The 14,668-nt window shown below is 40.2% G+C and carries 15 protein-coding genes; 8 read left to right on the forward strand and 7 right to left on the reverse strand.

Annotated elements, in window-relative coordinates; translation table 11 throughout:
* Position 1: 1 nt before the first annotated feature.
* The gene (locus ACOB80_RS03200) at positions 2-487 is read left to right on the forward strand and encodes a phosphatase domain-containing putative toxin (protein ID WP_473164354.1); all 486 of its coding nucleotides are present in this window, start codon (positions 2-4) and stop codon (positions 485-487) included.
* 78 nt (positions 488-565) lie between these two features.
* On the opposite strand, the gene ACOB80_RS03205 is transcribed toward ACOB80_RS03200, so the two are convergent.
* The 4 genes from ACOB80_RS03205 to ACOB80_RS03220 form a co-directional block, all read right to left on the reverse strand.
* Positions 566-985, reverse strand: a complete 420-nt coding sequence (locus ACOB80_RS03205; RefSeq protein ID WP_473164355.1) for a VOC family protein — start codon at positions 983-985, stop codon at positions 566-568.
* A 36-nt stretch (positions 986-1,021) separates the two neighbouring features.
* Positions 1,022-1,864 (reverse strand): DUF4437 domain-containing protein, encoded by an 843-nt coding sequence (locus ACOB80_RS03210; protein ID WP_473164356.1) that lies wholly within the window; start codon positions 1,862-1,864, stop codon positions 1,022-1,024.
* Positions 1,865-2,109: 245 nt separating this feature from the next.
* Entirely contained in the window at positions 2,110-4,281 is a 2,172-nt protein-coding gene (locus ACOB80_RS03215) for a M3 family metallopeptidase (protein ID WP_473164357.1), read from the reverse strand.
* A gap of 163 nt (positions 4,282-4,444) precedes the next feature.
* Complete coding sequence (locus ACOB80_RS03220) at positions 4,445-5,791, reverse strand: dihydroorotase (RefSeq protein WP_473164358.1); 1,347 nt, start codon at positions 5,789-5,791, stop codon at positions 4,445-4,447.
* A 137-nt stretch (positions 5,792-5,928) separates the two neighbouring features.
* On the opposite strand from ACOB80_RS03220, the gene ACOB80_RS03225 reads away from it, so the two are divergent.
* The 4 genes from ACOB80_RS03225 (at position 5,929) to ACOB80_RS03240 (ending at position 8,988) form a co-directional block, all read left to right on the forward strand.
* On the forward strand, positions 5,929-6,297 hold the full coding sequence (locus ACOB80_RS03225; protein ID WP_473164359.1) for an SgcJ/EcaC family oxidoreductase: 369 nt from the start codon (positions 5,929-5,931) through the stop codon (positions 6,295-6,297).
* A 195-nt stretch (positions 6,298-6,492) separates the two neighbouring features.
* Complete coding sequence (locus ACOB80_RS03230) at positions 6,493-7,566, forward strand: alpha/beta hydrolase (protein WP_473164360.1); 1,074 nt, start codon at positions 6,493-6,495, stop codon at positions 7,564-7,566.
* A 105-nt stretch (positions 7,567-7,671) separates the two neighbouring features.
* Complete coding sequence (locus tag ACOB80_RS03235) at positions 7,672-8,046, forward strand: DUF2255 family protein (RefSeq protein ID WP_473164361.1); 375 nt, start codon at positions 7,672-7,674, stop codon at positions 8,044-8,046.
* A gap of 54 nt (positions 8,047-8,100) precedes the next feature.
* Positions 8,101-8,988 (forward strand): helix-turn-helix domain-containing protein, encoded by an 888-nt coding sequence (locus ACOB80_RS03240; RefSeq protein ID WP_473164362.1) that lies wholly within the window; start codon positions 8,101-8,103, stop codon positions 8,986-8,988.
* Between the two features lie 86 nt (positions 8,989-9,074).
* Here ACOB80_RS03240 and ACOB80_RS03245 read toward each other — a convergent pair whose 3' ends face one another.
* The 3 genes from ACOB80_RS03245 to ACOB80_RS03255 all read right to left on the reverse strand — a co-directional run bounded on the left by ACOB80_RS03245 (position 9,075) and on the right by ACOB80_RS03255 (position 12,055).
* On the reverse strand, positions 9,075-11,057 hold the full coding sequence (locus tag ACOB80_RS03245; protein WP_473164363.1) for a TonB-dependent receptor plug domain-containing protein: 1,983 nt from the start codon (positions 11,055-11,057) through the stop codon (positions 9,075-9,077).
* Between the two features lie 112 nt (positions 11,058-11,169).
* Positions 11,170-11,541 carry a hypothetical protein gene (locus ACOB80_RS03250; RefSeq protein ID WP_473164364.1) on the reverse strand — a complete coding sequence of 124 codons (372 nt, stop codon included), beginning with the start codon at positions 11,539-11,541 and terminating at the stop codon, positions 11,170-11,172.
* Between the two features lie 88 nt (positions 11,542-11,629).
* Positions 11,630-12,055 carry a MarR family winged helix-turn-helix transcriptional regulator gene (locus tag ACOB80_RS03255; RefSeq protein ID WP_473164365.1) on the reverse strand — a complete coding sequence of 142 codons (426 nt, stop codon included), beginning with the start codon at positions 12,053-12,055 and terminating at the stop codon, positions 11,630-11,632.
* Positions 12,056-12,205: 150 nt separating this feature from the next.
* On the opposite strand from ACOB80_RS03255, the gene ACOB80_RS03260 reads away from it, so the two are divergent.
* The 3 genes from ACOB80_RS03260 (at position 12,206) to ACOB80_RS03270 (ending at position 14,664) form a co-directional block, all read left to right on the forward strand.
* The gene (locus ACOB80_RS03260; RefSeq protein WP_473164366.1) at positions 12,206-12,637 is read left to right on the forward strand and encodes an organic hydroperoxide resistance protein; all 432 of its coding nucleotides are present in this window, start codon (positions 12,206-12,208) and stop codon (positions 12,635-12,637) included.
* 171 nt (positions 12,638-12,808) lie between these two features.
* On the forward strand, positions 12,809-13,708 hold the full coding sequence (locus ACOB80_RS03265) for an oxidoreductase (RefSeq protein ID WP_473164367.1): 900 nt from the start codon (positions 12,809-12,811) through the stop codon (positions 13,706-13,708).
* Positions 13,709-13,755: 47 nt separating this feature from the next.
* Complete coding sequence (locus ACOB80_RS03270; RefSeq protein WP_473164368.1) at positions 13,756-14,664, forward strand: helix-turn-helix domain-containing protein; 909 nt, start codon at positions 13,756-13,758, stop codon at positions 14,662-14,664.
* Positions 14,665-14,668: the final 4 nt, after the last annotated feature.

The following is a 14,668-nucleotide window of genomic DNA, read 5'->3' on the forward strand; positions in this document are numbered from 1 at the left end:
GATGTCTCATCCTTTTGATAAATTAACACTGGATAATGGCGCAAGCTTCATATTCACGCCTTGTCCTGGCACTAAAGAAACGAGTGTGGTTAATGCGCTTGCTGAACTTAAATCTGCTGGCGCTAAAGGCATTATTTCGTTGATGTATGATGAAGAATTAATAAATAATAACGCCGAAAATATTGGTGATGTTTGTGACCGATTATCACTAAAATGGTTTCAACTGCCACTTTCTGATGATGCAGCACCTAACGATGATTTTAGTGATGCAGTAAGCCAGTCATTACCTGACATTAAAGCACTCCTTGAAAACAAAGGTAGCCTTGCTGTGCATTGCAAGGGAGGCTCAGGAAGAACAGGGTTAATGATTGCGATATTGCTGGTTGAACTTGATTATTCAAAAGATGAAGCCAAGACTTTGGTGCAGTCAATAAGGCCAAAAGCGCTGTCTAAACCTGCGCAAGTCGCTTACTTTGAAGGTTACTAAATAATCTTCAAAGTAAGCTTCCATGCTTAGGATTAGAGTTAGTTTTAAGTACAGGTGAATAGCTGGTTTGAGTTTTAGTTACCAGCTACCTGTATTTTCCATACTTACCCAAGGCTCTTGTGGAGGGAGTGATTCACCTTTTTGTAGTAATTCAATAGAGATGCCGTCTGGTGATTTTACAAAAGCCATATGACCACAACGAGGTGGGCGATTAATAACAACGCCGCTATCTTGTAAGTTCTGACAAAGGTCGTAAATGTTTTCGACTTCAAATGCTAAGTGACCAAAGTTTCTACCTGAGCCATATTCTTCTTCTGAGTCCCAATTGTAAGTAAGCTCGATTTCTGCTTCGCCGTGAGCTGTCGCCAAGAATATTAGTGTGAATTTTCCTGCGGGAACTTCTTTGCGCTTTGTCTCGATAAGCCCTAATTTGTTTATGTAAAAATCTAGAGATGCGTCTAAATCTGTGACACGCACCATAGTGTGTAAAAATTTCATGGTTTGCCCTTTAACTCAATAATTTTTATACCGTTATTATTTTTTCGAAGAATAAATGGTTACATCGCCATTTGTTCTAATGTAGACAATAGCTTCTTCTCTGGTGACGACATTATGTTGAAATCGGCCAACAGAGCGAAAATGGCTGCCAGGTTCGAGTATATCTCGATCTTTGTGCTCTAACGAGTAGTATTCAACATCGCCTTTGATAACTACAGCCTTAATATCATCTTTGTGAGAGAGAATACTGCCTTTGAATCCAGCGTTCAATTTCAGTAAAAATCCCCGTTCGTGATTATCGAAAGGCTCTCCCCAAAGCCAACTTATCTGAGCCTTGTCGCTAGTAACTAATTTACTTACCGCAGACGATTGCCACACTAAATTTGCACTATGAATATTAATAGGTCGCTCGCCATTATCAAACTGCTTTTCGATAGGATGAACAAGATATGGGCCAGAATCTATTTCAACAAAGATTAGGTTGTTATTATCATTTGCCGCGGTTATGTGTGGACCACCAGCAGGTTGTGTCCAAAAGGAACCAGTGTCCATCCACATCTTATCTGCCAGCATATCGTCATTGTGAATAAGGCCATTAATTACAATCCCTCGATAAGAGACATTGTGGAAATGGGGAGGTGAGGCAAAACCGTTGTTAAATTTAACTAACATTCCTGTCTGTTCATTGTGGCTGCGATTTCCCCATAAATCTGCAGCACCCGGACTTTTATCCCCCCTAAGAGGGTTCAGGTAACCCCATTTAACATCTGTAAACTTAACCACTTCTGATTGATGCGGGATATTCTCTGTATTGGCTGTAGCATTAGGTACTAACAGCTGCAAGCCAGCTAAGCTTGCGATGAAAAAACGTTTAAACATGAAAGTCACCTGATATTTTTATAATTGCATTTATTGTGTGCTTTTTGACTACATTGTAGAATAAAAAGTCACTTAACAAAAATTTAACAAATCAACAGGTGATGGAAAAAATAGAGACTCGATTTAAGGCCGTTTAGAAATGAAATGGAAGAAATTAAACGGCGTTAGAAGCTGTGCAGTTTTGAAGTGAGCAGGATATAAAAGCCGCCCTAAAGAGAGCGGCTTAGTATCAACAGTTAAACTATTTACAGACCGACTTTTAAGCCTCGACGGATCAGTAAGGCATCAGTTGTTGGTTCTTTACCTCTAAAGGCTTTGTATGCCTCCATTGGATCTTTGCTGTTACCAACTTCCAAAATGTTTTGGCGGAAGTTCATGCCATTTTCGATGTTCAGTCCACCATTTTTTTGGACAAAAGCGTAGGCGTCAGCGGCTAAGATCTCACTCCACATGTAAGCGTAGTAACCTGCGGAGTAGCCGCCACCCATTGAGTGTGAGAAGTAGGTTGACTTATAACGTGGCGGAATAGCTGTTAACTTAACACCATGCTTTTCTAACGCTTTTTGTTCAAAGGCATTAACGTCAGATACATCTTGGTCAGCAGAAATTGAGTGCCACTCCATATCAAGTAATGCGGCAGATAAATACTCCAACGTATCGAAACCTTGGTTGAAGCTTCGAGAGCGGATAACTTTATCAAGTAACTCTTTTGGTATAGCTTCGCCTGTTTTGTAGTGTTTAGCGTAGTTGGCAATAACTTCTGGATGTGCAGCCCAATCTTCTTGGAAGGTAGAAGGGAACTCTACGAAGTCACGAGATGTAGCTGTGCCTGCAAGAGACGGGAATTTTACGTCTGAAAATATACCGTGCAGACCGTGGCCTAATTCGTGGAACATAGTGGTTACGTGATCATAGCTTACCAATGTTGGTTCGCCTTCTGGGCCTTTTGGAATATTCATGACATTAATCACAACAGGTTTTTGATTTAACAAGCCTGATTGACCAACAAATGAAGACATCCATGCGCCACCACGCTTACCTTCGCGAGCGAAAAGGTCAGCGAAGAAAATGGCAATACTTTTGCCATCTACGTCAAATACTTCATAAGCGGTTACATCTGGGTGATAAACTGGAATATCTTTACGTTCTTCAAAGCGGATCCCAAATAAGCGCTCCATGGTGTAGAACATGCCGTCGTTTAACACGCGATTATATTCAAAATACTGTTTAACTTCGTCTTCGTCTATGTTGTATTGTACTTTGCGTACGAACTCAGCATAGTAAGCCCAATCCCAAGGCGCTAACTCAAAGTCACCGCCTTTTTCTTTAATCATCTCTTGAATGGCGGCAGCTTCTTGATTCGTTTTGGCAACAACTGCAGGCACCATAGAACCTAGCATGTCGTAAACAGCTTCCGGAGTTTTTGCCATTTGTGCTTCTAGGCCATAATTAGCCCAACTGTCGAAACCTAGTAAGGTTGCTTTTTCAGCACGAAGAGTAGCTAAACGTGCCACGATAGGGCGGTTGTCAGTTTCACCTGATTGAGCGCGGTTTGCTGACGCTTCCCAAACACGTTGGCGTAACTCTCGATTGTTTAATGACGCAAGAATTGGCTGGCGAGTCGTGTTGGTAATACTTAGCGCGTATTTATCTTTATATCCGGAAGCTTCAGCAGCACTCTTTGCTGATTTTAATTGTGATTCAGATAGACCGTCTAGCTCCTCAGCTGAGTCTACAATCACTTGGATATTTTTGGTTTCTTTTAAAAGATTTTGACCAAACTGAGTCGTTAGCGTTGAATGCTCTTCGTTAATGGCACGAATCGCTGTTTTTTGCTCTTCTGTAAGTTTGGCACCTGCGCGAACGAAATTACGGTATTTCACTTCTATTAAACGAATCGATTCAGCGTCTAAGCCTAAGTCGTTACGCGTGTTATAAAGGCTTTCTACTCGTGCAAATAGGTTAGCATTTAAGTTAATGTTATCTGAATGGCCTGCAAGTTTAGGTGCCATCGTTTTTTGAATATTACGACGCTCAGGGTTGCTATCTGTTCCAGTCAGGTTAAAGAAAACGCGAGAAACACGAGTAAGTAACTTACCGGATTTCTCCATTGCAACAAGCGTATTGTCAAATGTTGCAGGCTCTGGATTATTCGCAATCGCTTCGATTTCTTTCAAATGCTCTGCCATACCTTGCTCAAAAGCTGGTAAAAAATGTTCATCTTTAATTTTGGTGAAATCAGGTGTTTGGTATTGCAAAGTACTAGCCGTTAATAAAGGATTCGCTGCCGTAGCTTCACTCGCTTGTTCTTGTGAAGCAGTTTGTGAATTAGCAGAATTGTTCATTTCAGTATTGTCGCTACATGCCGTGAACAGTAGGGCTGAGGAAATTGCTACTGCAACCAGAGAGGTTTTCATTTAATAACTCCTATTATAATAGATTCTTTTATTTTTATGTTTTATTCATGTATTTCCAATGGAAACTACCGCTGTTTTTCGGCGAGTTATCCCATTATTTTGTTAGATTTTTACTACTGTAAAACTAAGCCTGTAATTCTGTGAAAATTTAGTTAACTGACTGCTATCGAGCAAAGCTAAGTCTCATGTTGGCGCTTGGTTTTTCAATAATCTTGTTATCGCTAAAAACGCGTTCACCGTTTACCCAAGTGTGTAATATTTTGGATGAGAAAGTGTGGCCATCAAATGGTGTCCAGCCACAGTGATATCGAGTCTTTTCATGGCTCGCTAATGTTGTTTGGTTTGCATCGACTAAAACCAAGTCGGCAAAGTAGCCTTCTCGTAAAAAGCCGCGCTGTTCAACGCCGTACCTAATGGCTGGGTTGTGCGAGACTTTTTCTACCACTTGCGCCATTGATAAACGCCCTGCATGAGCGTGGTCTAACATTGTGAGTAAAGCACTTTCTACTAAGGGTAGTCCTGCAGGTGCAGGTAAGTAATCGGTTTGTTTTTCTTCTAATGTGTGAGGCGCATGATCTGTTGCCACAATATCGATTTGCCCAGTATGTAGTGCATTCAACAGTGCTTGTTGATCTGACGGTGCTTTAATAGAAGGGTTACACTTTATTAAGTTGCCTTTTTCAGCGTAATCATTTTGATTAAACCATAAATGATGAACGCATGCTTCTGCAGTAATCGGTTTGCCTTGAATACCTCCTGCTTCAAATAAACTAAGCTCTTTCTCAGTAGTAATATGAAGAACGTGGAGTTGAGAGCCAAATTTCTTCGCAAGATTTACTGCATAAGAAGAGGATGCATAACAAGCTTCTGCGTCGCGAATAATCGGGTGGTGAACAATGGTAATGTCGCTTTCATTGGCGTTTAGTTTTGTTTTTAACTTGTGGAGGTTTTCATCGATTATCGGGCTGCTTTCACAGTGTGTCACAATTAGGGTAGGGCTATGTTTGAATATCTCATCTAATGCTTCAGGATGTTCAACCAATAGATCACCTGTTGATGCCCCCATAAATACTTTTACGCCACAGTGGCGAGATGGGTCGAGCTTTTTAATTTCTTCTAAATTATTCTCGGTTGCACCTAGGTAAAACGAATAGTTTGCTAGCGAGTTTTTGTGTGCGATTTCGAATTTAGCTTCTAATGCCTCAATTGAGGTTGTAGAAGGGTTAACATTAGGCATTTCCATAAAGCTAGTAATACCACCTGCAACTGCTGCACGAGATTCGGTATAAATAGAGCCTTTATGGGTGAGCCCAGGTTCACGAAAATGTACTTGATCATCAATCATGCCGGGTAATAAGAACTTGCCGTCAGCTTCGACAATAATATCGCTTGGAGATGCTGAGATATTTTCCGCTATTTTTTCAATGCGGTTACCTTTAATGAGCAAGTCTGAAATAACGATCTTACCTTCATTTACTAATTGTGCATTTTTAATCAGAGTATTTGACATATTAACGGTTTCCAAAAGCTAGCTAAACGTGAGAATGAGAGCTGATAAACACACTCAAGTTTGGTGTTATTTATTGTGGTGATGTTATAACATTACAAATGTGTTTGGCTATAGTAGAATTAATGGAAATATAATTAATGACAAAGACAGAAATACATCAGCTATTTGATAAGTGGAATGCAGCGTTGAGAACGGGCGACCCTAAAAAAGTGGCCAGTTTATATGATAATGAAGGTGTTTTATTACCAACCATTTCAAATAAAGTGCGCAGAACACAAGAAGAAAGAGAAGACTATTTCAACGACTTTCTTTCACGCAAGCCACAAGGCGTTATTGATGAGTCAACTGTTCGCTTGTTTGGCGATATCGCTATTCATTCAGGTATTTATACTTTTACGTTTGGTGATAATTCAACAGTGCAAGCGCGCTTTAGTTTTGTGTATCGCGCTAGTGGCCAAGACTGGCTTATCATCGAACATCATTCTTCGGCAATGCCAGAGGGCTAGTTTCACCTTTACACCACTTAGAATAATTCTCGTTTAAAGACTAATTCTTTAAACGCTTCTTGTTTGAACACAAGCCGATTTGTTTACTTTAAACGGTTTTGTGTTCAACTTACGCAGTTTTGTTTATTACCTTACTTTTCTCCGCTCCATACAATATTCAACAAGTTTTCAGATAACAGTAAGGAGCACTTCAAAATGAAAAACTTTATAGCAGTTGGTGTCGCTAGTGCAATGCTGATGTTTAGTCATGGTGCATTGGCTAATTCGACAAAAATCGAAACTATTAATCATTTGAAAGGTAAGGTAACGAATATGCAGTCTCACAATTTACATGCAGGTAAAAACACAGTTTTCTTTAAGTCTCAGGGTGTTCAATTGGCTGGTCACTTATATTTGCCAGAGGGGTTTGATAGTAAGGCGACATACCCAAGTGTTGTATTTTCACCGCCTTTTAACCAAGTAAAAGAACAAACCGGCGCTGTTTATGCGGAACACCTTGCCAAACGCGGCTATATAACCATCGTATTTGATCACTTAGGGTATGGCGATAGCGAAGGTGATATTCGTAACAATGAAAATTCCTTTATTAAAATCGAAAGTATTCGCGATGCCGTAAGTTACATGGGAACTTTGCCATTTGTAGATAAAGAGCAGTTATTTGGATTAGGTGTTTGTGCCTCGGGCGGTTACATGGCGCTTGTCGCGACTACCGATAAGCGATTAAAGGCGATTGCAACGGTATCCGGTATGATGGGTAACAAAGCTAGCTATTTTGAAACTATGGATAGAGAAACTATTACAGGGTTAATAGCGATGCAAAATGCTGGACGTCAAAAAGCCTACGAAACGGGTGAAATCGACTACGTCGATGCTTTGGGGATGACAGCTGAAGAAAGTGCGATTAAAGACGGCGCTACACCGAGTGAGGGCTATGACTACTACATGACTGAGCGGGCTGGCGCTCAAACGTATCCTAATTATAGTCACTTATCGCCTTCGTTTATGCTTGAAGCACCAATGCTAGCTGACGCGCAATCTTATGCTCCATATTTATACACTCCGTTTATCGGTATTGTTGGTACAAAAGCGATGGATCCTGCAAGCGGTATATTGATGACAGGGCCACTAACCAAAAACTTTTATGACGCTGCGTCAGAGCCGAAAAAATTTGTTCAAGTTGCAGGTGCGTCACACGTTGATTTGTACGATAAAGAGCAATTTGTTAGTAAAGCCATAGATGCCATGGATGCATTCTTTAAAAAGCATTAGTCCAGTTCTAACAGTGGTATAGGGAAAACTGTGAAATAGGGCTATGTGATTAGCCCTTTTTCTCCTTTTTGAAATGACCTTAAAAGTTAAATAGCGTGGTGTAAAATGAAATCAATCGCAGATGTAAGTCAGTTAGTTAATGCTTATCGAGTTCACCAAATTCGTTCGGGGAAAACCCATAGATTTGTAGATATTTCTATTGTTGAAACTGAAGGACGATTTTTCGTTCGTCAGTATAAATTTAATCCAAACAGCTGGTATGGTGCATTCTTAAAAACACCGGAGGGTGAGATTAAGTGCGGCGATTCGGTAATTGAGATTGAAGGCAAACCCCCTGAGGATTTAGATACTGTAAATCCGTTGGTAAACCGAGCATTTAAGAAAAAATACGGTATTATTTATACCATCATGAAGTTATTTTTTAATACGAAAAAGCACGAAGCATCGACACTTGAGTTGATCCCTCAAATAGAAAAGTAGGCATTGTATAACGAGCTACAGCCACAATAAGTTGCGTTTCAATGAGTATTAAATATGAAGAAAAGACATTTTAGCAACCTAGCTGAATACCACGAATTTCTTGGGTTTCCAGCGCCGGAACATCCGCTTATTTCGTTAACTGGTGTTAAAACAGATGCATCCTGCATAGGAGAAGAAGTTGAGTTAAGTACTGACTTTTACAGTATCAGCTTGAAGCATATACTTGAGGGGGAAATTTTCTATGGTCGAACTAAATATGATCATAGCCATGGCAGCTTTATCTGTACTGCTCCACGTCAGGTAGTTAGGATCAGTAAAGTGAACGTAAAGTCTGACGCTAGAACCATCATTATTCATGAAGACTTTATTCGTGGCACGCCAATTCAAAAGACTATTGAGTCAGCTAATTACTTTAGCTATGCGATAAACGAAGCATTGCACTTGTCGCCTCGTGAAGAAAATTTAGTTAAGTCTATCTTTGATACTTTGGAGCTTGAATATTCGCAAAACCATGATGCTTTTAGTAAAGACATTATGGTGTCGCAACTTAATACCTTGCTCACTTATGCAGAAAGGTTTTATCAGCGCCAGTTTCAACAACGTTTAGAAAGCCCAATTTCTTCACTGGAAGAGCGTTTCTATGATGTGCTGAAAGGCTTGCCTTCTGATCATATCCCATCAGTTGAAGAAATAGCGAATGAAATGGCGATGACGCCGCGTTATCTAAGCGACGGGCTAAAAGTGGAAACGGGGAAAACTGCACTAGAGAATATTCATATTCACCAAATAGAACGAGCTAAAAACTTGCTTTTAGGCTCAGATGATTCTGTTTCTACCATTGCTTATGCATTGGGGTTTGAATACCCGCAGTATTTTTCTCGTTTATTTAAAAACAAAGTGGGCTTAACGCCAACACAGTATCGAAACCAAACGCCTCATTGATTCAGTTTTAAACGCAAAAAATCCGCTAGCGTTAAGAGTTAAAGCTAGCGGATCGCCAGTTTTGCAATTAAGAGCTTGTTTAGTTGCTAATGGCCAAACTGTATTCTGATACCAGCATTAACAGTAAATCCGTCGTTTCTTGACCAAATGTCAGTTGTCCAACGACCACTAGGTGCTTGCTCGAGCAATAGAAGTGATTCGCCTTTTGTTTGGCGAATATTTAGTAGATTTTCTGCATTGAGAAAATAGCTAATTTTTCCAACTGTAATCTGTCCGAGTAAACCTAAATGCCAGTAAGGATCGCTTTTGTCTCTGTAAGGATTATTTTCTAGTGTTTGGCTTCCCGTATAGTAAGCTTCAAAGCCCACTAAATGACTGCCATGTTCTTCCCACATAACAACAAGCCCTGCCGAGTGCTCAGGGGTTAAGGCAAGGGGCATTTTGCCCATGGTTAATTCTGGCTGTTTAGTAGCGTCAGTGTACAAGTAGCTTCCCGTAAACTTGATATCGTGCCATCGGTAGCGAAGCATTAATTCTGCTCCTTTAACCTTGGTTTCACTTTCTGCATTAACAATCTGTACTGCTTTGTTGTTCACCTGAAATTGCGGCTCAATTTCAACAAGTTCGGTGGCATTATCTATGTTGGAAGCAAATAGCGTCACACTAGTTTCTAAGCTGTCTTGCACGTAACTAATATCAAGAGATGCCGTTGTCGCTTTTTCTTCTTCAATGTTTTCCAATGGAGCTAGGTTAGATAATCCTGCTGCTTCGATATCTTCGATAAATGGACTAGGAGCAAAAAAGCCTTTACCGTAAGAGCCACGTATAATCCAATTTTCAGGGCTGTAAAGCATCGATAAGCGAGGGCTAAATTGGGTACCGTATTCACTGTGCCAATCGGCACGAGCGCTAAATGACATAGACAGAAGATCAGTTGCTTCATAATCTACTTGGGTAAATATGCCAGGTACTTCGAAGTTGTAATCAAATTCGCTATAACTATCAGATGAAAATTGCTCTGATTGCCAAGCAATGCCAAATAGCCACGCTGTTTGATCACTAAAGCCCGATAAACTTGACTCAATTAAGTAGCTCTCGTGTTTATCTTCATCGTATTCCATACCGAAAGTATGTTCATGATCTTGCTGCATGGCTGAACCGCGAAAGTTTAGATTTAGCTCGTCTGTTAGTGCCTGGTCAAAAATAAAGCCGAGATCTGTGCGTTGAGTGTCTTGATTTAGCGGATAAGAGGTTCCATCTGGCACTGTATGTCCTTCTAATGTACCACCTTGCCTATTTTCCGACATAAAGCCCATAGTCATATAAAGGTTAGTCCCGTCTTCACCTTGCCAGTACAGTCGAGGTCTAGCTGTTACTCGCTCATAACCCGCCATATCCATCCAACCATCGTTGTCTAAATCTTGTTTTGCTTGATGATGAACACCCGCGGTAATAGACGCGCTAGTATTCTCTGATAACGGTGCGGCAAAATAGGAGGTTAAATCTTGTCCGTCTTTAGACGTGACGTTAAGTAAAATTTCACCTTCATATTCGTCGCTAGGTGTTCTAGAGATAAGGTTGATGACCCCACCTAAAGCAGAGCCGCCATAAAGTGACGAAGCTGAGCCTTTAATAATCTCAACATTGGCTAAATCTGTTGGCGGTATTTGTAATAAGCCAATTGAAGCGGTTTGGCCGCCGTAAAGGGGTAAGCCATCGCTTAGTAGCTGGGTATATCTTCCGTATAAACCTTGAAGTCTAATATTAGCGCTACCCAGTGCAGGCGAGGTGGTTTGTACACGCACACCGCCGGTTTCAGCCACCAACATGGATATATTGCCAGGGCGCATTAACGCCTTTTCCTGGATTTCTTCCCCGTTTATCACTTCGGTTCGCGTGGCAGACTCGGTGACGATTCTACCCAGACGAGAGGCGGTTACTTGAATTTTCTCGATGCTTTTTTTGTCGTGTTCATGCTTATGTTTGTGGTGATCGTCATGATCATCACTGGCATAGGCAAGTGTTGGTAATAATAATAGGCTCGTTAATTTTAATGATGTTTTAAGCACGTTTGACCTCAAAATATGCTTGATGTTAACTACACGCAAATTAAATGCGTAACTGAAAAGTGACTTTGAATGAAGTGAATAATCGGCCAAAAATAGGCGCAATTATCCTGTATTACGCAAAAATCGGAGGTCGATAAACGAGAGATTGGGAGGTGTCGAGTAATAACGTTTCAGAAAAGTCGATAACGTCAGTAGTTAGATTGTGGTGATAAAGGGGTAAGTCGGTACTTACATAAACAACAGATGCACAGTTGCTTACCAAACATAAGCAGCCTAGATCACAACACAGTGTTGAGCAGCAGTTGCTTTCTTTTGTTTCAGCAGCCTTTATGTCACTAATATGAGTGTTTAGTTCAGTGACAGCACTAGAGTCAGTTAAGCTACTTTCCTCATTACAAGCAGGCGCAGACATAGCTGTTACTTGTCCGATAAAGGCAAGTAACAACATCATCATTGTTAACAATTGCGTGCTAGGTTTAGGCATTGAGTGTTTTTTAATTTTTAATTTAGTTAATTGTATTTGAATGTGTATGTAAAGTTAATACTATTGATCATCAAAACACCTTGTCCCTTTAAAAACACATGGTCATTTTATCTAGCAAGTTGACTAACTGCTTTACTTCGCTGTCATTAAGGTGATTGAATTTACAGAACATTTGCGCAGGGATCGTTTCTGCGGACTCTTTCAAATCCTGACCTGCTATCGTTAAGTTTACGTGCTTAACTCTTTTGTCTTCTGCGTTTTTTTCAATTTCTATTAGTTGTTTTTGCGAGAGCTTTTTTAAAATTAACGTCATCGCTCCTGCATCTATGCCAGTTTTTTGCGTAAGAGCTGCAATTGTTATTTTGTCTTTTTCCCACAATGCCATCATAACCAAATACTGAGGGTAGGTAATATCGAGCTTTTCTAACAAAGGGCGATAGGCTCTGGTCAGCGCATTGGAAATTAAGTAAAAGCGATGACATAGCTGGTTTTCAAGTTTTAACGCGTCAGACATACTAGATTCTATCAATAAATTACCTTCTTATTTTGCATGCAAATTAACACTTCATCAATGTTTGATTATATATTTTGTATGCAAAGTAATTGACAGAAGCTTGGTTTTACTAATATAGTTTGCGTGCAAACTATATTTTGGAGAATGAACATGCACAAGTTACAACAAACAATTTACACGGGAATTGCTACATCTACAGGCGGTAGAGAAGGGACGGCCACTTCAAATGACGGCAAGCTAGATCTTGCGCTTTCCACGCCAAAAGAGCTTGGCGGTGCAGGTGGTGAAGGTACTAACCCTGAGCAACTATTTGCCGCAGGCTACTCAGCGTGTTTTATCGGCGCTTTAAAACATGTTGCGGCAGCGGAAAAAGTGGCGTTGGGTAATGATATACAAATTACTGCTGAAGTGGCGATAGGGCCAATTGAAGTGGGTTTTGCCATCGCTGTTAAGTTAATCGTTTCTTTACCTGATTTAGACAAATCAGTTGCAAATGCTTTAGTGGAAAAGGCACACATGGTCTGCCCATACTCTAATGCTACTCGTGGTAATATCGAAGTAATTTTAGAGGTTGCCGAATAAACTAAATGGCGCTTTAGCGCATATCATTCAGCATCGAACTGCGGGAAGGATGATCTTCTATTGGTATACATTTTCGTTATTTGTATACACCTTCCTGTAGTTTGTATAACGCACTTTCACTTCAACTAATAGATAATTTTCCTTGTTAAATTCATCAACTGAGGAATCTCAATGGTTTGGACAACAGAGAATATTATCGACCAATCGGGTAAGCACTTTTTAATTACTGGTGCTAACAGTGGAATAGGGTTAGAGGCTGCAAAAGTACTTGCCATCAAAGGTGCTAAAGTTACTTTAGCTGTGCGCAACTTAGATAAAGGCCACCAAGCGTTAGCAGAAATCAAACAAGTGGTACCGAGTGCAGATTTAACCCTCATTAAATTAGATTTGTCTGATCTTAATTCAGTTCAAAACTGTGCGACTGAGCTGCTCAATAAATCCGAAACTATCGACGTGCTAATTAATAATGCTGGCGTGATGCAAATGGATAAGAGACTCGAGTCAAAGCAAGGTTTTGAGCTTATGTGGGCGACAAATCATTTAGGGCATTTTGCACTGACGATGGGCATACTTCCATTACTGGAAAAAGCACAAAACCCTCGAGTGGTAACTTTGAGCAGTTTAGTGGCAAAATTTAAAAGCGCAGACATCTATTATGAAGATATTAACTTCACGAATAGCTATGACAGTATGGCTGCATATGCACAAAGTAAACTAGCGAATGTAATGTTTGCAGTAGAGTTCCAAAAAAGGTTAAAAGAAGCCGGCAGTAAAATAATTTCAGTAGCTGCTCATCCCGGATATACAGCGACAAATCTGCAGCAACATATGGGCATTACTGGCGTTGTCATGAACGCATTGTTTGCGCAGAAGATAACTATGGGAGTGCTACCAACTCTTCGAGCAGCAATTGACGATAATTTAGTTGGCGGAGAATATCTTGGTCCAATGCGATTTAGTAATTTTCGAGGTTATCCAGTGCTAAACTCTTTACCTAAAGCGGCAACAGATGCTTCATTACGAGAGAGATTGTGGCAAACAACCGAAACAATATTAGCTAAAGCTGGCTAACGTTAAGTTTATGGTGAATGAGTTAGGAATAAACAAAGGAGAGGGTGATGTCAGATTTAGTCACAATTAAAAGTGTGGGTCAGGCGGTCGAGTTTTATATGGGAACAAAACCTGATCACCCTCTAATTCATATTATTGATTTATCAGAAACCCATGTTGATGAGCGATTTGTTAATACTCGAATATGCTCGGATCTTTACAGTGTCTCACTAAAAGAGGGCTTTTGTGGAAGAGTACGTTACGGCCGGCAGCATTATGACTTTAGCAGTGGCGTCTTAACGGCATATGCTCCTGGTCAGGTGATTGAAATTGAAGAATTGCATGAACCAGGAGAGGTGCGTGGTTGGTTTATCATGTTTCATCCTGACTTATTACTTCGTCATCCACTTGGCAAAGAAATTAAAAACCTCGGTTATTTCTCTTACGATATTTTTGAAGCGTTGCACGTTTCTGACCGTGAACAAAATACCTTGACGAAAATAGTCAAAGAGATAAATCAAGAAATTCAGCAAAACCAAGATCAGTTTAGTTTAGAGATTATTCAAGCAAGTCTTGATTTGATGCTTAAATACATCGACCGTTTTTTTAGTCGTCAGTTTTTAACAAGAAAAACTTTTAATCTAGATTATGTGGAACGCTTTACCGAATTAGTCGATACTCACTTAGAGCATGCGGAAAGCCATGAAGACGGGCTGCCTTCCGTTAGTTTGTTAGCAAAAGAGTTGCATATGTCTCCAAATTATTTGGGTGATTTACTCAAAAGCCAAACGGGTAAAAGTGCACAAGAAATTATTCATCAAAGGCTCATCGAAAAAGCGAAATACCTGTTGTTAAATTCGAGTGACAGTGTTTCTGCAATCGCCTATAAGTTAGGGTTTGAGTATCCGCAATACTTTAGTCGGATCTTTAAAAAGAAAACGGATATGACGCCTGCTGAGTTTAGGAAGGTGCATTAGAGGA

The sequence above is a fragment of the Thalassotalea coralli genome, assembly GCF_055786205.1.